Origin of the sequence: Enterobacter sp. T1-1 (assembly GCF_000710795.1) — a bacterium.
GTDB lineage: Bacteria > Pseudomonadota > Gammaproteobacteria > Enterobacterales > Enterobacteriaceae > Enterobacter > Enterobacter cloacae.
This window is the reverse complement of record NZ_JALW01000065.1, coordinates 26,099-43,679: the sequence shown is the minus strand read 5'-3', so window position 1 is coordinate 43,679 and position 17,581 is coordinate 26,099. Positions and strand designations below refer to the sequence as shown.

Below are 17,581 nucleotides of genomic sequence, written 5' to 3'. Positions count from 1 at the left end.
TTACTCCTTCTCGCTGATTTCGGGCAGTTGCCAGAAATCGAAAAAATTAAACCAGTCGAGCGGTGACAGTAAGGCGTAATGTTCCAGCCGCTGCGCGTAGCGATCGACGGTATGTTGCAGCGCCTGCTGACGTTCACCGCGCGGCAGCAGCAGCGGGTCGGCGAACGGTTCGCAGTGCAGGGTCAGCGTCCCCTGCTGGCTGAGGGCAAAAATCAGCACCACCGGACAGCGCAGAATGGAGGCCAGGATAAACGGCCCCTGTGGGAACGGCGCGGGCTGGCCCATAAACGCGCTCCAGATCACGCGCCAGCTGCCGCCGCGCTGCGGCGTGACGGCGATACGATCGCCCACGATGGCCACCCATTCGCCGCGATCCAGCTTTTCTTTGATCAGGATAGCGGTCTCCGGGCCGATGTCAGTGACGGGCATCAGGTGAATGCCCGCCTGCGGAGCCATCTCTTCCATAATCTGCTTAAAGCGTTGGGCGTTATCGCTAAAGACCAGGGCGTTGATGGTTTTCCCCCCTTCACGCTGCGCCAGCGCCCGGCAGGCTTCCACGTCGCCAAGATGCGAGGCCAGCAGCAGTTTACCCTGTGGATCGTCCAGCCCCAGCGCCTCGCGGGCACCCGGTGCAAACACCAGATCGCGATGCAGCTTCATCTCGCCGCGCCAGCTGGCCACCTTGTTCAGCATGGCATGACCAAAACGCAGGAAGTGAAAAAAGCTGTTCAGCCGGGGGGGCGGTAGGATCTGTCGCTGTGCCATGACCTCTTTAACCCGCCTCAGCCATTGCCGCGACGCCTGACGCGCCGAACGGGCGGTAAGCCAGTAAACGGCGGTGACCGGCCACAGCAGGAGGGTGAAGGCCTTGCGCCCAAGCAGTTGCCAGACGCGTAACATCAGGCGCATACCCCATAGCCCTTTGACCTCCTGCTGTTGCGCCCAGTGCTGCGGGCGACGGCGCATCAGCAGGGAAGGGATGCGCGGCAGCATCCCCAGGAACAGACGGGTATGCATCAGCGAGATGCGCACGTTGTCTTTTAGCGCATCGAAGTGGGATACACCGTCTGCCGGGTAGGTGACGCGGGTGGGCAGAAAATAGCTGGGCGTGCCCTGCCAGTAGAGGCGGACCATCACTTCAGTATCAAAGTCCATGCGCTTGCCGAGCGGGGTACGTGCGGCAAGCTGCATCACCGGCGTGATCGGATAGACCCGAAAGCCGCACATGCTGTCTTTAAGCTGTAGGGACAACGTTTCAATCCAGACCCAGACGTGCGTTATCCAGCGTCCGTAAAGGCGCGAACGGGGTATGGAGTCATCATAAACGGGCTGACCGGAAATCAGCGCCTCGGGGTGACGTTGCGCCAGCGCCAGAAAGCGGGGGAGATCTTCAATAGCGTGCTGGCCGTCGGCATCCACCTGGATTGCATGAGTGAAGCCACGCTCTGCGCAGGCTTTCAGCCCTGCCATTACCGCCGCGCCTTTGCCGCTGTTTTTCGTCAGACGCAGCAGCGTAACCTGCGGATGCTGCTCCGCTAAGTGCGCCAGGGTGTGGCGCGTGCTCTCTTCGCTGCCATCGTCAACCACCAGGCACGGGAGGTCAAACGGTGCCAGACGTGCGAGCACCGCGGCCATCATCGCACCGTGGTTGTAGCAGGGGATCAACACGCAGGGGCGGAACGTTACTGACATAGGCGAATCTTCCCGCTGCTGGCGGTATGGCGTTCACTGCCCGCATGGCGCTGGTAGCTGAAGCTGAGCATCTGACGGGCAAGGTGCCAGTCAAGGATCAGCGTCACCGTGTTGTCCGGCAACAGCGGGGCCGCAAACTTCACATTCTGAATGCTGTGAAAACGGTAGCCTGGTGCCATCAGGGTGGTAGCGTAATGCATCACCCAGTCGAGTTGTGCAACGCCAGGGAGCAGGGGCTGGACAGCAAAATGTCCCTTAAACCAGAGCAGGTCAGGATCAAGATAAAGCGTTATCTCCAGATGCTCCGGATGAGTCTGGTGGCGTTCGATTTCATGAATCTTCATGAAATAACTCCTGTAGCTGTGCAGTCACACGCTTGTTCATGCTGTTGACCGGGATTTCATCGACAATGCGCCAGTAGCGGGGCACGGCAACCGGTTCAAGGCAGGGGCGAAGGGCGCGACGCCACGCGGATTCCTGGGCATTTTTACCCCCGTTGTCTCTGTGCAAGCGCGCCGCGTCACTGAGCACCAGCAGCACGCCAATGGCCTGACGACCACGGCGAGTGACCGCCAGCGCGGCAGCGTCGCAGATGCCGTCCAGCGCCAGTAACCGCTGCTCAATCTCATCGAGCGAAATGCGTTTGTCTTCAATTTTAACCACCCGGCCACGGCGTCCGATGATGTTGAACTGCCCGTCAGCCGCGAAATGCAGGATATCATCCAGCACGATTCCTTCAGCCTCGCGGATCAGTGGCGACGTCACCCGATCGCCGTGGAACGTTACGCCGGGAAACGGCTGCCAGAGCGTTGTCTCATCCAGACGGTGACGCCAGGCCATAACGCCCGTTTCGGTGCTGCCGTAAATTTCATCAGGCCAGACGTTCAGCCAGTCATGGCAAGGAATGATGTCGCGCCAGGGCAGTTCGCCCCCGGCTGAGAGCAGCAGGGCAACCGGAGGCGGCACAAGCGAGGTGTCGAGCCGCTTGAGGAATGCCGGGCTGCTGATAAAGAGATACCGTTTGTCCTGCGGCAGCGCTGACAGCTGTTCTGCGTACTGCAGCAGGGAGGCATGCAGCGGCAGGCCAAGCGCCATGGGTAAGACAACACGAAACGTCAGGCCATACAGATGATGCAACACCACGGAGGCCACGACGTGACAGCCTGTCAGCCGTTCGCCAAACCGATCGGCGAGCAGACGGGCTTCCCGATCCAGGCCGATCACCGGCTTAATCACCCGCTGCGGCGTGCCGGTGGAGCCAGAGGTAAAGAGCTCGATAACGCGCGTCTCGTCAATGGCAGGCAAGGGGGAAAAGGGGGTGTTTGTCGGCGCAGTGGCGGTGACCAACCGCAGTCGCCCTGAAAACTCAAGCGTGGTGTCGCTCAGGACGCCGCTGAACATAGCCCGCTGTTCGTTAAGCTGCGCCCCCCGGCTGTGCCCGGGGAGCACGGGGGTTTTACCCGCATGAAGCGCCGCCAGCAGGGCGACGATAAAAAGATAGCCGTTTTCAAAACAGAGCGCCCAGCGCTCGCCCTCTTCCTGACGCAGCGCGTCGACCAGCTGCGTTACATCGTGGCGCAGATCGCCCAGCGTCCAGATACGATCGTCAAGCCAGGCGACAGGCGTCTCATCAGGACGCGGGGCGTTTAGCCACTGGCTCAGAGGAAGCGGTTTATCCATCGTTTTTTATTACCCGTTGTCGCACCAGCCATTCACCCGCCATTAACGTTCCCATCAGGATGTAGGAAAGCATCCCGTTCCACAGCGTCCACAGGCGCAGGTCGGCGTACAGCACGGTAAACAGCGCGACTGCGCCATTGCCGATAAAAAAGCCGCACCAGACTTTCGTCACTTTACGCGTGTAACGAACCCCGGCAGGAGACAGCTGGGGCTCCCGTATCCGCGCCAGCCGTTCCACCATCGGCATGGATGTCCACAGCGAGCCCCCAAAGACCACCAGCATCACCAGATTAACGACCACCGGATAAAACAGCACCCACAGGTGAGCGTGAAAAAGGCTCGCCACGCACAGCACTGCCCCGGCCAGCGTCACGCTCAGGAAAACGTAGCGCAAGGGGCCGCGCTGCTGGCGCGTCTGCCAGACACGCAGCAGCAACACCAGCGCCATCAGGGGCAATATCCATTGCAAATGGTGGCTTGCAAGGCCATAGCCAATCAAAAACGGCCAGGCCAGCAGCATCAGACCCGTCAGTATCGGGATGAGCGGAATGGCAGGCACGTCAGGCGTCGCGCTGGAGTTGTTCCACAACGTCGACGATGTCCTGAACGGTACGCACCGCTTTGAAGGTTTCAGGCTTAATTTTATGCCCCGTCTTCTTCTGCAGGTTAACCACCATATCTACGGCATCAATGCTGTCGAGATCCAGGTCTTCGTAAAGCCGGGCCTGCGGCGTAATGAGCTCAGGGTCGAGTTCAAAAAGTTTAATAAGAAGCGCAGAGACTTCCTGATAAAGGGTTTCTTGTTCTGTCATAGCGGGTCATTCTCAGGCGCGTTGTTGATGAATAAAAGCGGCGAGCGTGGCAACGGAATAGAAGTGCTGACGCATCTCGTCGCTCTCGGCAGAAAGCACTACGCCGTACTGATTTTTCACAGCCAGCCCCAGCTCCAGGGCATCAATAGAGTCCAGACCCAGTCCATCACCAAACAGCGGAGCGTCGGTGTCGATATCCTCTGGGGTAAGTTCTTCCAGATTCAGCGTAGAGATAATGAGATTTTTAATTTCAAGATAGAGCGCTTGCATCTTTCATTCCTGACAAAGATTGAAGACCGGATGTTAATTGCTGCTGCATATGCCGGTTTAGCTGCCTTGCCGCCAGCGCAGGTTCGTGCTGGCTCGCATCGTAAAAATCATGAATGTTGATGCGTTCGCGAACATCCACGGTAAAAATGGGTTTTTTGGGCGGCACATTGTACCAGCGACTCTGTTTATCCAGCATGCGTTCGCTACAGTGGATCACCACCACGCGCAGAGAGCTGTTGCAACGAACGGCAATATTCGCCGCTCCCCGCTGCAGGGTAATGGCTTCGCCCACGCGGGTGCGGGTGCCTTCCGGGAAAATCAGCAGGGTGTCGCCCTGCGCCAGACGCTGCTGGCTGGCACGAAGCAGCGTTTCTGCTTCGCTGTTGATCAGGTAATCGGCTGCACGGATCACGCCGCTGACAAAGGGGTTACGCAGCAGCGCGCTTTTCACCAGACAGTCGGTTTCGTTCATCACCGAGGCGAGGATCACATAGTCCAGCAGCGAAGGATGGTTGGCTATCACCAGGCAGCCGCGCTCGGCGCGCAGAACATCCAGATTGTTAAAGCGGTAATCCAGCACGCCGGTTCCGCGAACGACCGCCAGGAACAGCCGAAAACTGGCGGAGATGCTGCGTCGCGCCAGTCGGCGGCGTGCCGTGCGATCGCGCTGAAAAATCAGCAGCAGGTTAAACCAGACCAGCGACAGCAGTAGTCCGCCAAGGCCAAACAGGGCGAAGCAAAACCCGGTCATCAGCATGCGCCATAACCGATCGAGGCGGGAGAGGATCCGGCTCATTGGCGCGTCCACTGCCACTGCAAACGCTCGCCTGCCAGGGCAAATTGCCGCGCGTCGCTCAGGTAATGTCGCAGGAACTGAAGGCTTTGCGGCAGCGCGGGCTCTTCCCCTGTGCTTTCGCGATGGGTTTCACAGCAGAGCGCGTCCCCGGCTTCAATCACCAGCGCAAGGGCGTAAGGCCAGACGGGCATCTGCGGCGGGAGCCCGGCGTGATAAAACTCGGGCAGGACGCCGTCAAAATCCACCAGCAAAACGCGGGAATAGCCCGCGTGAAGCAGACTCAACACTTCGCACAAACTTTGCTGGAAGGTGTCCATCCCGGCGGAGACCGAGGATGAGACAATCGGCTGACCTGCAGTGATCGTAAGATTGCCGACCGCGGCGTTATGAACAGACATTGCAAAATCGGTGGGGGAGACGGGTTGCTCCGTCGCCAGCGCTTGCAGAATACGGTAGTTGCGTTCCAGCTCGCCATGGCGGCTGCTGTAGACCACGGCATCGATACGATGTTTGCGCAGCATCGCAAGACCAATATCCACCGCCAGCTTACTGCCCGAATTGAGGCGGCGGGCGGTCATCATCGGCAGATCGGTCAGTTTTGCAAGCGGCGCGGCGGGATCGATGGCGTCAGACTGGCGCGACCATGCCTGCCATGCGTCGGCATCGCTGAGTCCTGGCGCTCTGGCCTGCCAGTCGATAATGGTGAGGGTAAATTTCATCTACGCGCGTCCGCGATAAACCTGTTTCTGTGATTTTTACTTCGCAAGCGCGATGTTACAGCGTACATCGTACAGTGTTGTCGCAGGCTTGCGAATAACGTTTCTCCTAAAAATTTCCCGTAGAGTCATGTTCCGTCTCACCCCAGACGTTTAACCGGGAAGCCGACTCTTGGGTCGGCCCGGCCCCAGCAGTATCGCCAGTTTGCTGCCGCCTTTGGTGGTCTCCATCCAGATTTTACAGACGCTGGTGAGCGGTACCGACAGCAGCATCCCAACCGGGCCCAGCAGCCATCCCCAAATCAGTAAGGATAAGAACACCACCAGCGTCGACATGCCCAGCCGGTGGCCCATCATCCTTGGCTCAAGAATATTCCCCAGCACCATATGCACCACGAGGAACAGCGCCCCCACCAGCATGCACTCATAGAAGCCATTAAACAGAAACGCCTGAATCATGGGCGGCACGGCGGAGAGTACCGCGCCAATGTTGGGCACGTAGTTCAGCAAAAACGCCAGCACTCCCCACATCAGCGCGAACTGCACGCCCATCAGCATCAGCCCCAGCCAGACAATCACGCCGGTCCAGACGCTCAACAGGGTTTTTAAGGCCAGATATTTTGAGACGCCCTTTAACGCGCGGTGTAAACCGGCGATGTGAATTTGCGGATTATTCAGCGCAAAGCGCAGCTTATAGGGCACGTGGCGCACTTCGAACAGCATAAACACCACCGTCATGACCAGCAGCAAAATGCTGGCCATAGCGCCGGACAGGCCGGTCATCAGCGTGGTGGCGTAGGTCATGATTTTTTCTGAATCCATCCGGCGCAACATCCGTTCCGGCGAAATATGCAGATTCAGGAACGGCATCATCTCCTGAAGCGCCACGATCTTGCGCGTCAGCTCTTTGTTGTATTGCGGCAGCATCGTGGAGAATTCGCTCAGCGAGGCGGCCAGCACGCCGAAAAGGGCGGTGAGGGCAATCAGCATCACGATAACCACAATGGTTATGGCCACCGGGCGGCTGATACCCCGGCGCAAAAACCAGGTCACCAGCGGGTTAAGCACAATGGCAAAAAAGAGCGCCAGCAGAAGCTGGACAATAATATCGGCGGCAGCATGGATACCGGCGAGGATCACCACCAGAGAGGCGAGTTTTAACAGGATGTGGAGTCCTGCTTTGTCGGGCGGGTTAGGGGTCATTCGTGTTCCTTAATGTGATTGCCCGTTAAGTGTAGTGCGCGGGTTCCGCTTCGTCTGGCACCGTTAATCTGAAAGTCGCTGCTGATTTTCTGCTGGCGTCGTGGTAATAGTGAAACACTGTTGCAAAAATCCAGGTAAAACCTCATGCCCGAACCCGCCGCCGAACCGGCATTAAGCGGATTACGCCTTAATCTGCGCATTGTCTCCGTTGTGATTTTTAACTTTGCCAGTTATCTGACGATTGGCCTGCCGCTGGCGGTGTTGCCGGGCTACGTTCATGACGTGATGGGGTTTAGCGCATTCTGGGCGGGGCTGGTGATTAGCCTGCAGTACTTCGCCACGCTGTTGAGTCGCCCGCATGCGGGTCGCTACGCGGATCTGTTCGGGCCGAAGAGCATTGTGATCACAGGATTATGCGGCTGTTTTCTCAGTGGCCTGAGTTACCTGCTGGCGGCAACGACCAGCCACTGGCCGTTGGTCAGCCTGGTGCTGCTGTGCCTGGGCCGGGTGATCCTCGGTATTGGGCAAAGCCTGGCAGGAACCGGCTCGACGCTGTGGGGCGTAGGCGTGGTCGGGGCACCGCACATTGGCCGGGTCATCTCCTGGAACGGCATTGTCACCTACGGGGCAATGGCGCTTGGCGCCCCGCTTGGGGTGATGTGCTATGCGTATGGCGGACTGTACGGGCTGGCGGGCACCATTATGGTGGTCGCGCTGGTGGCGATCCTGTTTGCCCTGCCGCGCCCGAAAGTGAAGGCCAGCAAAGGTAAACCGCTGCCGTTCCGGGCAGTGCTGGGGCGCGTCTGGCCGTATGGTATGGCACTGGCGCTGGCAACTACCGGCTTTGGGGTGATCGCCACCTTTATCACGCTGTTTTATGACGCCAAAGGCTGGGATGGGGCGGCCTTTGCGTTAACCCTGTTCAGCTGTGCGTTTGTGGGTGCCCGTTTGCTCTTCCCGAACGGTATTAACCGCCTGGGCGGGCTGAATGTGGCGATGATCTGCTTTGCGGTTGAGATTGTCGGGCTGCTGCTGACCGGTATAGCGACCGCGCCGTGGATGGCAAAAGTTGGCGTGTTCTTCGCCGGAGCCGGTTTTTCGCTGGTCTTCCCGGCGCTGGGTGTGGTGGCGGTGAAAGCCGTGCCGCCGCAGAATCAGGGGGCGGCGCTGGCAACCTACACGGTGTTTATGGATATGTCGTTGGGCATTACCGGGCCGCTGGCAGGGCTGGTCATGGCCTGGGCAGGTGTGCCGGTTATCTATCTTGCGGCTGCGGGTCTGGTGGTGATGGCCCTGATGCTCACGTGGCGGCTAAAAAAATGGCCCCCGGTGCAGGCACCGGAGGCCACGTCATCATCCTGACGTGTTACTGAATCACGATGGTGTTGATGATGTTTTCAGCGGCAGTCTGCGCTTTCTGCTGATCTTCCGCTGGCAGGGTGATCTGCAGGGTCAGCAGTTTGTTATCAACCTTACCCAGCACCACGGAAGAGTAAGCTGTCTGACCTTTTGCAGAGATAATGCTGTCCAGCTGCTGCAGCGTGTGGCCTTTCAGTTCGATGGACTTGTTCGTCACCACCTGCAGCTGCGGGTCGCGGCTGCGCTGCTGATCTTCCAGACGTTTGGACAGCACGGCCAGGTCTTCGCTGGTATCGTCGCCCACAATCACAATCACCGCTTTCTGCCCGGTTGCATCGGAATAGACGTGCATGTTGTTCGCCTGGGTACCCAGCTTGCCGCTCTGGTCAGTCATATCCGCTGGCAGAGAGAAGCTGAGTTTACCGTCCAGCAGGTTCACCGGCTGACCGGTTGCGTTGCTCTCTGCAGACGCGCCCTGAGCAGGCGTTTTCGTGTCGCTGTTATCACAGGCTGCAAGGCCGACAACCAGCAGGCCAATCCCGACATATTTAACCAGATTGCGCATTGACTTCTTCCTTTCGATAAACGGCCATAACGGCTCATTTGTCCATCTTATCACAACTGATAAAGCGAACCCTTAACCAGCCTGCAATGCTGTGATTTCAGATTTATCTGCCAGTCTTTTCAGCAGCATATTCAGCAGCACGCCGTACATCGGCAGGAAGAAGACAATGCTGATAAGCACCTTGAAGCAGTAGTCCACCAGCGCAATTTCCATCCAGTGTTCGGCCATAAACGCATCCGGGCTGTGCCAGAAGGCAATGAAGAAGAAGGCCAGCGTATCGCTGACGTTGCCGAACAGCGTCGAGGCGGTGGGGGCCATCCACCAGCGGTGATTCTGACGCAGGCGGTTAAATACGTGCACGTCGAGGATCTGCCCCAGCGCATAGGCCATAAAGCTTGCGGTGGCGATACGGGCGACAAACAGGTTGAAGTGGGTTAACGCCTCAAAGCCCTGCCAGCTTCCCATGTAAAACAGGGAGGAAATGACGTACGACACGAACAGCGCCGGCAGCATGACCGCAAAAATAATGCGGCGAGCCAGCGGTGCGCCAAAAATACGCACGGTCAGATCGGTGGCGAGAAAAATAAACGGGAAGCTGAACGCGCCCCAGGTGGTATGGAAACCAAAGATGGCGATCGGCAACTGCACCAGATAGTTACTGGAGGTGATCACCAGCAGATGAAAAAGCGAAAGCCAGAACAACGCTTTTACGCGCTGCGATTCAGAAAACGGCGTCATATTGTGACCTTTTTATACGTTGGGGTGAGGGAACCCAATAAAAACCGCAGCATGATACTGCTTTGGCAGGACAATGCAATGGTTGGTTTTTACGCAACCGTTAACCTGGTTTGCATTGCTGGCTACGGGGCGTAAACTACAGCCGTTTTTATCTGACCGAGAACACCATGACCGATCTGTTTTCCACTCCAGACCACACCCTTGATGCGCAGGGCCTCCGCTGCCCTGAGCCGGTAATGATGGTGCGCAAAACCGTGCGCAATATGCAAACCGGCGAAACGCTGCTGATCATCGCTGACGATCCGGCAACCACCCGCGATATCCCCGGTTTTTGTACCTTTATGGAGCATGAACTGGTGGCACAGCAGACCGAAGCGCTGCCGTACCGGTATTTGATCCGCAAGGGGTAACCCCCTTACTGCATGCCTAACAATCCCGGCAGCCACAGCGAAATCGCCGGGATGTACGTTATCATTCCCAGCACCAGCAGCAGCATGCCGTAAAACGGTAGCATCGCGCGCACCACATGTTCGATTTTCTGCTTGCTTACCGCACTGGCCACAAACAGCACCGAACCCACTGGCGGCGTGATAAGCCCGATCCCCAGATTCACCATCATGATCATCCCGAAATGGACCGGGTCGATCCCAAGCGACTGGGTCACCGGCAACAGCACCGGCGTCAGGATCAGAATGATCGGCGCCATATCCATCAGGGTGCCAATCAGCAGCAGCATGATGTTGAGGTACATCAGGATCACGTACTTGTTATCCGAGAGCGAGGTGAAGAACGCCGTGATGCGCACAGGTAACTGCATGTAGGTCATCACCGCGCCAAACGCCGCCGCAAATCCAATCAAGATCATCACGATAGTGACCGTTTTCACCGTCCGGCACATCAGCTTCGGCAGTTCGCTCCACGTGTAGTCGCGATAGATGAACATGGTGACAAAGAATGCCCACAGACAGGCGACTGCCGCGGATTCGGTGGCGGTGAATATCCCGGACATGATCCCGCCGAGGATAATTACCACCGTCATCAGCCCCCAGAGAGCGTCCAGCAAAATCTTCAGCGCCTGTTTTAAGGGGATCTTTTCGCCTTTTGGATAGCCGCGCTTATGGGCAAAGCACAGACACAGCGTCATCAGGCACAGTCCCAGCAGCAGCCCCGGCAGCACGCCTGCGATAAACAGCGTGGCAATGGAGACCGTACCGCCTGCGGCCAGCGAGTAGATCACCGAGTTGTGGCTGGGCGGGATTAAAATCGCCTGCACCGACCCGCTGGCGGTGACCGCCGCCGCATACTCGCGGGGATACCCCTTTCTCTCCATCTCCGGGATCATCACGCTGCCGATGGAGGCCGTATCCGCCACCGATGAACCGGAAATCGCGCCGAAAAAGGTGGAGGCCACAATATTCACCAGCGACAGCCCGCCGCGAATAAAACCGACAAAGACATACGCGAAATTCACCAGCCGTCGGGCAATGCCGCCTTCCGCCATGATCGCCCCCGCCAGGATGAAAAACGGGATCGCCAGCAGGGTAAATTTGTTAACCCCGCTGGTGATCTGGATCATCAGCGCTTCGAGCGGTAACTCGATCCACAACGCGCCCGCGACGGCGCTTAAGCCGACGGCAAACGCCACCGGCATACCCAGCGCCAGCAAAATGGCGAGGGTGAATAACAAAACGAATGCATCCATTGTTCACCCCTTAACTGTGGTTGCCGATCAGCACCACAGGACGGTTTTCCTGTGAGCCAAACAGCAGACGTTCAATGACAAACAGGATCAGCACCGCAGAACCAATCGGCAGCGGCAGATAACTCTCCCCTGACGTCAGGATCGGAAACTCGGCGACCGGCTGCTCCCAGAGTTCGACACACAGCCAGTAGCTGTACCAGAACATAATCAGCGAGATCAGCAGCATCAGCAGATCCACCACACGCGCACACGCTGTTTTCAGCATGTCTGGCAGTCGGTCGGTCAGCATGTTCACCGCGATGTGTGACCCGGCACGGTAGCTCACCGCCGCGCCGATAAACGTAAAGGTCACCATGCAGATGATGGCAATCGGCTCCGGCCAGGATTCACCGCGATTCAGCACATAGCGCGAGAAGATGCCAATCGGGATCACCACCGTCATGACCAGCAGCGCGCATCCCGCTACGCCCATGGCGAGCAGATACAGCCGGTCCATCCACTTCAGGTAGAGTTCGGACATACGTTCTCCGTTTACTGAACGTCAGCAATGGCTTTCATCAGGTCCTGATGCTTTTCGCCATACTGCGCGCGCACCGGCTCTGTGGCTTTGATAAATACCGATTTGTCGATCTCGTGGAACTGCACGCCACCGGCTTTCATCTTCGCCAGCGCCTCGGCGTTATAGGCCTGCCACAGCTTGCGCTGTTCGAACTGCGCTTCGCGCGCCAGGGTCAGGATTTTCTGCTGTTCGTCTGCGCTGAGCTTGTCCCATTTCACTTTTGAGTAGAGCAGCATTTCCGGGGTAATGAAGTGGCCGCTGAGGGTATAGTTTTTGGCGATCGGCATATAGTTATGGGCGATGAAGGTCGGCGGATTATTCTCAGCGCCGTCGATTACGCCGGTCTGCATGCCGCTGTAGACCTCACTGACCCCCATTGCCACCGAGTTAGCCCCCATGTCTTTCAGTGTCGCCAGCGCCACCGGGCTTCCCTGAACGCGGATTTTTTTGCCTTTCAGATCCTCCGGTTTGACGATCGGCGTTTTGGTGATCAGGTTACGGGTGCCGGAATCCATCCAGCCGAGAAACACCAGCCGCGATTTGGGGTTGGCGGTCAGTTTGTCGCCAATCTGCTTGCCGATATCGCCGTCGATGACTTTGTGCATGTGGTCTTCATCGCGGAACACATAGGGCAGGGTAAAGACTTCGATATCGGGCAGGATCGCCGCCACCGGAGCCATGGAGACACGGATCATGTCGATCGCCCCCATCTGCGCCTGTTCAATCATCTGCTTTTCATCCCCGAGCACGCCGCCGGGAAAGACCTTGATCTCCAGCTTGCCGTCGGTTTGTTGTTTGAGTTTCTCCCCCATGTGCTGTACGGCTACCACGTTCGGGTAGCCTTCAGGATGCACATCGGCGGCTTTAATGGTTTGCGCAGAAACGGAGCAGGCAAAAGCAGACAGACACAGAGCGGCCAGTAACGGCTTGAGGGTCGTTTTCATCAAGTCAACTCCAGGGTAGTGAGGTAAGTGTTAAAACGGTGTTTTAGTTTTGTACGTTTAAAAATTACACTATGGCCTGGAAAACGGAGGTGAAGCGCCTCACAAAAGCGTGAATTTCTGAAACGCTGGTTTAGATTTTTGAGAAGGGAAGGCCGGGTTGCCGTTACGCTTTACCCGGCCAGGCGTGCATTGCGTGTTATTTGCGTCGTAGTAAGCGGAGCGCGTTGGCCGTCACCAGCACCGTCGCGCCGGTATCCGCCAGCACCGCCAGCCACAGGCCGGTGATGCCGAGCAGGGTGGTGACGAGGAAAATCCCTTTCAGCCCCAGGGCGATGCTGATGTTCTGGCGAATATTGGCGCGCGTGGCGCGTGCCAGGGAAATCATCTGCGCCAGCCCGGTCAGGCGGTTATGGGTGAGCGCGGCATCGGCGGTTTCCAGCGCCACGTCGGTACCACTGCCCATGGCAATCCCGATGGTGGATGCTTTCATCGCTGGCGCATCGTTGATTCCGTCGCCGATCATCGCCAGCGGAGCATGGCTGTTCAGCTCCGTCACGGCACTGACCTTGTCCGCAGGCAGTAATCCGGCCTTAAAGTCCAGCCCCAGCTCTCCGGCAATCGCGGCGGCGGCGCGCGGGTTATCGCCGGTGAGGATCACACCCTGGATGCCCAGCTGATGGAGCGCCGCGACGGCCTCTTTCGCATCATCACGCAGGGTATCGCGCAGTGCCAGCATGCCTTTGGCGACGCCGTCCTGCATGACGGTTACGACAGTTTGTCCGGTCTTTTCTAACGCCTCAACCTCTGGGTTAGAAGACTTACCCGCCGCGACAATCAGCACCTTTTTACCGTCGATGTCGGCCTCAATCCCGGACCCAACCAGCGCCCGCTGCGCCGTTGCCGCCGGAATGGCCAGCCCGCGCGACTGCGCTTCACGCACAATCGCCTGCGCCAGCGGGTGAGTGGAACCCTGCTCTACGGCGGCGGCCAGCGTAAGCAGTTCATCTTCACCGATATCCTGCGGATACACGCCGGTGACCTGCGGCTTGCCGACGGTCAGCGTGCCGGTTTTATCGAACGCCACCTGCTGCACCTGGCTTAACTGTTCCAGCGCCGCGCCGCCTTTTATCAGGGCACCACGACGCGCCGCTGCCGCCAGACCGGAGGTAATGGCCGCCGGGGTGGAGATCACCAGCGCACACGGACAGCCAATCAGCAGCAGGGTCAGACCTTTGTAAATCCAGCCTTCCCACGGCGCACCAAAGAACAGCGGCGGAACGATAGTGACCAGCAGGGCAACCAGCATGATGGCGGGGGTGTAAATCCGGCTGAAGCGGTCAATAAATCGCTCGACGGGGGCGCGACGCTCCTCGGCCTCTTCGATCAGCTTCAGGATACGGTCGATGGCGCTGTCACCGGGTTCGGAAAGTACCGTGAGCTGGACCAGACGGTCGACGCTGGTGGCGCCCGCAGGTACTTTTTCACCGGCCGTGCGTTCAACCGGAATCGACTCCCCGGTGAGGGCGCTTTCGTCGAAGCTCGCGGTGGCGGTGAGCAGGGTACCGTCCGCAGGCAGGCGCCCTCCGGCAGCGACTTCAATCACATCGCCCGGACGCAGTGCGTTAATGGCCACAGTCTGGCGTTCGTTTCCGGCTACTCGTGTGGCGGTTTCAGGCTTAAGCGCCATCAGGGCGCTGACCCCTTTACGCGCCCGGCTTGCCGCCCAGCCTTCAAGACGTTCGCCAATTAAGAACAGCAGCAGCACCATGGCCGCTTCCGCTGTGGCACCAATGAACAGCGCGCCGATAGCTGCCACGCTCATCAGCGTTTCGATAGCGAACCAGCTGCCGCTTTTCATCAGCCGCAGCGCCTGACGGGCAATGGGATACAACCCGACAAGCGTGGTGGCGATAAACGCCAGATTGCCAAACGGGTGGTTGATCTGCTCCAGACCCCAGCTCAGGGCCATCATCATCACGAGCGCGATAAGGGGCAGATTTTCTCGCAGCGGAGCGGTTTTTTCGGCGGGGGTCGTTTCGCTACGCAGGGAATAACCGGCCTGGCTGACGGCGTACACAACCTGCTCGCTAACGTCACTCTCGGCGCTGACCAGCAGTTTTTCGGTCGCAAAGCGCACCTGCACGTGGCTGACGCCGGGGATCTGTTTTACCGCATTTTCGACTTTGCGGGCGCAGGCCGCGCAATCCATGCCGTCAACCACCCAGCTGTAATGGTTTCCGCTTTCAGGCAGCGGCTGCGCGTTTTGCGTTTCGCATGCCCCGTCACAGCAGCAGTCATCTTTCGCTGGCACCGGGCTGAGCTTAAATGCTGAAAATTGTGGGGCTTTTTTAGGTGTTTCTGGAGTCGACATGGCACTCTCCGGTAATGATAATTTTCTCATTAACCGCAGCATACACTCTGGAGTCGACTCCAGAGTCAAGGCTTATTTAGATATACAGCGAACGCACAATCAGGAAGTGCCCCGCAAAGTAACAGGCGGAGGCAATCGCGTTATCAGCCCGGAAACGACGGCGATAGTGGCTGCCCAGCCAGACGATATTGCCGATTAACAGCAGCGCCGCGCCAAAGAAAGCGGACATCGCCTGTGAGGTTGGGCGGAAGAACCACAGTTCACCGGCCAGCCACACCATCACCAGCGTCATGGCAATAAACGTGCAAACAGGCAGACGCATCTCTTCCAGGCGTGACCAGATCACCGCGATAAGCAGCGCGCCGATCACCAGCAGCACCAGCGGGAGCGGCCAGAAGAAGGATAGCGTCATCTGGCTGGCAAAATAGATGGTGTAAAGCAGGTGCGACAGGAAGAACGCCCCCACGGCATACAGCAGACGCTGACGCGGCAACAGGGTTAAGGCATCGCCAATCAGAGAAGCACACAGCCCGGCGAGGACCAGGTAGCTGATGGCGTTAAACATCGGCGCTTGCCAGGCAAGCAGCAGGAGCAGCAACAGCGTGACGGGTTTAAACAACCAGCGCTGCCAGGCCGGACCGCGGTATGACGCATCGACATAAAGCCATGCGGAAAAACAGACAGCGATAAATGACCAAAGCATATTAACTCCCTGTATCTGTTAAGGCTGAATAATCAGTTTCATCTTCAGTGTAGTGATGCGGGCAGGCGTTTGGCAATGCCGGGGGAGTCAGGGTATCCTGAATTCCGCATAATCTTATGGGATTGTTGAATGAGCAAGATGCCGCTGTTTTTCATTATCGTGGTGGCGATTATCGTCATTGCCGCCTCGTTCCGTTTTGTGCAGCAGCGCCGCGAGAAGGCGGATAACGACGCCGCGCCGTTGATGCAAAAGCGCGTGGTGGTGAGCAATAAACGCGAAAAACCCCTTAATGACCGGCGCTCGCGCCAGCAACAGGTTACCCCTGCGGGAACGACCATGCGCTATGAAGCGAGCTTTAAGCCGGAAACGGGCGGCCTGGAGATGACTTTCCGCCTGGAGGCGCAGCAGTACCATCAGCTGACGGTAGGTGAGAAAGGGATGCTGAGTTACAAAGGGTCGCGGTTTGAGGGGTTCAGGGCTGAATAATACGATCCCCTCTCCCAGTGGGAGAGGGTTAGGGCATCAGATCGCACCTTACTTCTTCACCTGCGCCTTAAACTTCTTCATCCACACCAGCAGTTCAAACACGCCGAAAATAAACACGCGCAGCTGCTGCCAGCCGGTCATCTGCGGGCCGTCTTTTGGCAGGCCATTTTTCAGCATCACCATCTGCAGGGCATGCATGAAGGTGGTAAAGATAAACGCCACGTTCACAAAGATATTCATCGGGCGCGGGAACGGATGCACCAGATTGAGCAGTAAAAACGCCCAGACGCACAGCATCAGCAAACGTCCCAGATTAATCAGTACTGGCATTGGATTCTCCTTGTGCCTGACGATGATACAGACGATAAGCGACCTGACCCGCCACTTTTTCGCGGTGTAAATCCCAGTGAACCGGCACTGGCGGTAGCCCGTTTTCCACTTCGCTTTCAACGTAAATCAGCGCGTCATCCGCCAGCCAACCGTTGCTTTCCAGCAGGGATAACGTCTCTTCCAGCAGCCCCTTACGGAACGGCGGATCGACAAACACCACGTTGTGCGGCGTGCCTGGCTGCGCGAGGAAACTGAGCGTATTGGTGTTCACCACTTTGGCGTTGGTGGCTTTCAGCGTCGCCAGATTTTGCTGCAGCGTCTGCGCGACGCCGCGCTCCATCTCCAGCAGCGTGGCGCTGGCGGCGTAGCGCGAGAGGGCTTCCAGCCCTAATGCGCCGCTGCCAGCAAAGCAGTCGAGGCAGTGGGCGTCTACCATTGACGGGGCCAGCCAGTTAAACAGCGTTTCACGCACGCGGTCGGTGGTTGGGCGTAAACCGGGGCTGTCCGGCACCGGGAGTTTCCGGCCTCGCCACTGACCACCGATAATACGAATTTGACCGGCTGGGGCGCGGTTGGGTTTCTTCATCTCAGGAAAGCTCTGTTAACAATTGGCCTGCGATTGCGGGCGGTGATGTCAATTAAGTAAAGTGTTAGA

20 protein-coding genes and 1 pseudogene are annotated in these 17,581 nt (G+C 58.1%); 3 read left to right on the top strand and 18 right to left on the bottom strand.

The window, feature by feature from the left end; genetic code table 11:
- The 9 genes from AK59_RS0119930 to AK59_RS0119890 all read right to left on the bottom strand — a co-directional run bounded on the left by AK59_RS0119930 (window position 1) and on the right by AK59_RS0119890 (window position 7,169).
- Window positions 1–1,692, bottom strand: coding sequence for a glycosyltransferase family 2 protein (locus tag AK59_RS0119930; protein WP_029883615.1), 1,692 nt, complete (start codon window positions 1,690–1,692; stop codon window positions 1–3).
- A complete protein-coding gene (locus tag AK59_RS0119925; RefSeq protein WP_029883614.1) occupies window positions 1,683–2,036 on the bottom strand; it encodes an ApeI family dehydratase in 354 nt (117 codons plus the stop codon). Before AK59_RS0119925 ends, AK59_RS0119930 begins: the two co-directional genes overlap by 10 nt.
- Window positions 2,023–3,372 carry an AMP-binding protein gene (locus AK59_RS0119920; RefSeq protein WP_029883613.1) on the bottom strand — a complete coding sequence of 450 codons (1,350 nt, stop codon included), beginning with the start codon at window positions 3,370–3,372 and terminating at the stop codon, window positions 2,023–2,025. Before AK59_RS0119920 ends, AK59_RS0119925 begins: the two co-directional genes overlap by 14 nt.
- Window positions 3,365–3,961, bottom strand: a complete 597-nt coding sequence (locus AK59_RS0119915; protein WP_032618692.1) for a hypothetical protein — start codon at window positions 3,959–3,961, stop codon at window positions 3,365–3,367. Before AK59_RS0119915 ends, AK59_RS0119920 begins: the two co-directional genes overlap by 8 nt.
- Window positions 3,933–4,184: an acyl carrier protein gene (locus AK59_RS0119910; protein WP_020687737.1), complete on the bottom strand. Its 252-nt coding sequence runs from the start codon at window positions 4,182–4,184 to the stop codon at window positions 3,933–3,935. The genes AK59_RS0119915 and AK59_RS0119910 overlap by 29 nt, the downstream gene beginning before the upstream one ends.
- Window positions 4,185–4,196: 12 nt before the next feature.
- Window positions 4,197–4,454, bottom strand: a complete 258-nt coding sequence (locus AK59_RS0119905; protein WP_010436544.1) for a phosphopantetheine-binding protein — start codon at window positions 4,452–4,454, stop codon at window positions 4,197–4,199.
- Window positions 4,435–5,250: a lysophospholipid acyltransferase family protein gene (locus AK59_RS0119900; protein ID WP_029883611.1), complete on the bottom strand. Its 816-nt coding sequence runs from the start codon at window positions 5,248–5,250 to the stop codon at window positions 4,435–4,437. The genes AK59_RS0119905 and AK59_RS0119900 overlap by 20 nt, the downstream gene beginning before the upstream one ends.
- Entirely contained in the window at window positions 5,247–5,969 is a 723-nt protein-coding gene (locus AK59_RS0119895) for a beta-ketoacyl synthase chain length factor (RefSeq protein WP_029883610.1), read from the bottom strand. The genes AK59_RS0119900 and AK59_RS0119895 overlap by 4 nt, the downstream gene beginning before the upstream one ends.
- Window positions 5,970–6,119: 150 nt before the next feature.
- Window positions 6,120–7,169 (bottom strand): AI-2E family transporter, encoded by a 1,050-nt coding sequence (locus AK59_RS0119890; protein WP_013099154.1) that lies wholly within the window; start codon window positions 7,167–7,169, stop codon window positions 6,120–6,122.
- Window positions 7,170–7,278: 109 nt separating this feature from the next.
- Here AK59_RS0119890 and AK59_RS0119885 point away from each other — a divergent pair.
- A pseudogene (locus AK59_RS0119885) lies at window positions 7,279–8,531 on the top strand (MFS transporter).
- 4 nt (window positions 8,532–8,535) lie between these two features.
- On the opposite strand, the gene AK59_RS0119880 reads toward AK59_RS0119885, so the two are convergent.
- Both AK59_RS0119880 and AK59_RS0119875 read right to left on the bottom strand, forming a co-directional pair.
- Window positions 8,536–9,093: a DcrB family lipoprotein gene (locus AK59_RS0119880; RefSeq protein WP_013099152.1), complete on the bottom strand. Its 558-nt coding sequence runs from the start codon at window positions 9,091–9,093 to the stop codon at window positions 8,536–8,538.
- Window positions 9,094–9,165: 72 nt separating this feature from the next.
- Entirely contained in the window at window positions 9,166–9,831 is a 666-nt protein-coding gene (locus AK59_RS0119875; RefSeq protein WP_013099151.1) for a 7-cyano-7-deazaguanine/7-aminomethyl-7-deazaguanine transporter, read from the bottom strand.
- Window positions 9,832–9,998: 167 nt separating this feature from the next.
- Here AK59_RS0119875 and tusA point away from each other — a divergent pair, with 167 nt between their 5' ends.
- Window positions 9,999–10,241, top strand: coding sequence for a sulfurtransferase TusA (tusA, locus tag AK59_RS0119870; RefSeq protein ID WP_014833603.1), 243 nt, complete (start codon window positions 9,999–10,001; stop codon window positions 10,239–10,241).
- Window positions 10,242–10,246: 5 nt separating this feature from the next.
- Here tusA and AK59_RS0119865 read toward each other — a convergent pair whose 3' ends face one another.
- From AK59_RS0119865 to AK59_RS0119845, 5 genes are all read right to left on the bottom strand, one after another.
- Entirely contained in the window at window positions 10,247–11,533 is a 1,287-nt protein-coding gene (locus tag AK59_RS0119865; protein WP_029883609.1) for a TRAP transporter large permease, read from the bottom strand.
- Between the two features lie 10 nt (window positions 11,534–11,543).
- Window positions 11,544–12,053, bottom strand: coding sequence for a TRAP transporter small permease (locus AK59_RS0119860; protein WP_013099148.1), 510 nt, complete (start codon window positions 12,051–12,053; stop codon window positions 11,544–11,546).
- Between the two features lie 11 nt (window positions 12,054–12,064).
- On the bottom strand, window positions 12,065–13,036 hold the full coding sequence (locus AK59_RS0119855) for a TRAP transporter substrate-binding protein (RefSeq protein WP_013099147.1): 972 nt from the start codon (window positions 13,034–13,036) through the stop codon (window positions 12,065–12,067).
- A 196-nt stretch (window positions 13,037–13,232) separates the two neighbouring features.
- Window positions 13,233–15,407 carry a Zn(II)/Cd(II)/Pb(II) translocating P-type ATPase ZntA gene (gene zntA / locus AK59_RS0119850; RefSeq protein ID WP_029883608.1) on the bottom strand — a complete coding sequence of 725 codons (2,175 nt, stop codon included), beginning with the start codon at window positions 15,405–15,407 and terminating at the stop codon, window positions 13,233–13,235.
- A 76-nt stretch (window positions 15,408–15,483) separates the two neighbouring features.
- Entirely contained in the window at window positions 15,484–16,110 is a 627-nt protein-coding gene (locus AK59_RS0119845) for a lysoplasmalogenase (protein WP_013099145.1), read from the bottom strand.
- A 129-nt stretch (window positions 16,111–16,239) separates the two neighbouring features.
- On the opposite strand from AK59_RS0119845, the gene AK59_RS0119840 reads away from it, so the two are divergent.
- A complete protein-coding gene (locus AK59_RS0119840) occupies window positions 16,240–16,596 on the top strand; it encodes a DUF2500 domain-containing protein (RefSeq protein ID WP_029883607.1) in 357 nt (118 codons plus the stop codon).
- Window positions 16,597–16,644: 48 nt separating this feature from the next.
- Here the strand turns inward: AK59_RS0119840 and AK59_RS0119835 are convergent, their stop codons facing one another.
- A complete protein-coding gene (locus AK59_RS0119835; RefSeq protein ID WP_013099143.1) occupies window positions 16,645–16,926 on the bottom strand; it encodes a DUF1145 family protein in 282 nt (93 codons plus the stop codon).
- Window positions 16,910–17,512 carry a 16S rRNA (guanine(966)-N(2))-methyltransferase gene (rsmD, locus tag AK59_RS0119830; protein WP_029883606.1) on the bottom strand — a complete coding sequence of 201 codons (603 nt, stop codon included), beginning with the start codon at window positions 17,510–17,512 and terminating at the stop codon, window positions 16,910–16,912. Before rsmD ends, AK59_RS0119835 begins: the two co-directional genes overlap by 17 nt.
- Window positions 17,513–17,581 lie beyond the last annotated feature (69 nt).

Bases quoted from the DNA above. Each gene is read 5' to 3' on its own strand.
- AK59_RS0119910 (WP_020687737.1), bottom strand. From the start codon at position 4,184: ATGACAGAACAAGAAACCCTTTATCAGGAAGTCTCTGCGCTTCTTATT.
- AK59_RS0119845 (WP_013099145.1), bottom strand. From the start codon at position 16,110: ATGCTTTGGTCATTTATCGCTGTCTGTTTTTCCGCATGGCTTTATGTC.
- AK59_RS0119855 (WP_013099147.1), bottom strand. From the start codon at position 13,036: ATGAAAACGACCCTCAAGCCGTTACTGGCCGCTCTGTGTCTGTCTGCT.
- AK59_RS0119865 (WP_029883609.1), bottom strand. From the start codon at position 11,533: ATGGATGCATTCGTTTTGTTATTCACCCTCGCCATTTTGCTGGCGCTG.
- AK59_RS0119895 (WP_029883610.1), bottom strand. From the start codon at position 5,969: ATGAAATTTACCCTCACCATTATCGACTGGCAGGCCAGAGCGCCAGGA.
- zntA (WP_029883608.1), bottom strand. From the start codon at position 15,407: ATGTCGACTCCAGAAACACCTAAAAAAGCCCCACAATTTTCAGCATTT.
- AK59_RS0119840 (WP_029883607.1), top strand. From the start codon at position 16,240: ATGAGCAAGATGCCGCTGTTTTTCATTATCGTGGTGGCGATTATCGTC.
- AK59_RS0119905 (WP_010436544.1), bottom strand. From the start codon at position 4,454: ATGCAAGCGCTCTATCTTGAAATTAAAAATCTCATTATCTCTACGCTG.
- AK59_RS0119900 (WP_029883611.1), bottom strand. From the start codon at position 5,250: ATGAGCCGGATCCTCTCCCGCCTCGATCGGTTATGGCGCATGCTGATG.
- AK59_RS0119835 (WP_013099143.1), bottom strand. From the start codon at position 16,926: ATGCCAGTACTGATTAATCTGGGACGTTTGCTGATGCTGTGCGTCTGG.
- tusA (WP_014833603.1), top strand. From the start codon at position 9,999: ATGACCGATCTGTTTTCCACTCCAGACCACACCCTTGATGCGCAGGGC.
- AK59_RS0119875 (WP_013099151.1), bottom strand. From the start codon at position 9,831: ATGACGCCGTTTTCTGAATCGCAGCGCGTAAAAGCGTTGTTCTGGCTT.
- AK59_RS0119880 (WP_013099152.1), bottom strand. From the start codon at position 9,093: ATGCGCAATCTGGTTAAATATGTCGGGATTGGCCTGCTGGTTGTCGGC.
- AK59_RS0119920 (WP_029883613.1), bottom strand. From the start codon at position 3,372: ATGGATAAACCGCTTCCTCTGAGCCAGTGGCTAAACGCCCCGCGTCCT.
- AK59_RS0119860 (WP_013099148.1), bottom strand. From the start codon at position 12,053: ATGTCCGAACTCTACCTGAAGTGGATGGACCGGCTGTATCTGCTCGCC.
- AK59_RS0119925 (WP_029883614.1), bottom strand. From the start codon at position 2,036: ATGAAGATTCATGAAATCGAACGCCACCAGACTCATCCGGAGCATCTG.
- rsmD (WP_029883606.1), bottom strand. From the start codon at position 17,512: ATGAAGAAACCCAACCGCGCCCCAGCCGGTCAAATTCGTATTATCGGT.
- AK59_RS0119930 (WP_029883615.1), bottom strand. From the start codon at position 1,692: ATGTCAGTAACGTTCCGCCCCTGCGTGTTGATCCCCTGCTACAACCAC.
- AK59_RS0119890 (WP_013099154.1), bottom strand. From the start codon at position 7,169: ATGACCCCTAACCCGCCCGACAAAGCAGGACTCCACATCCTGTTAAAA.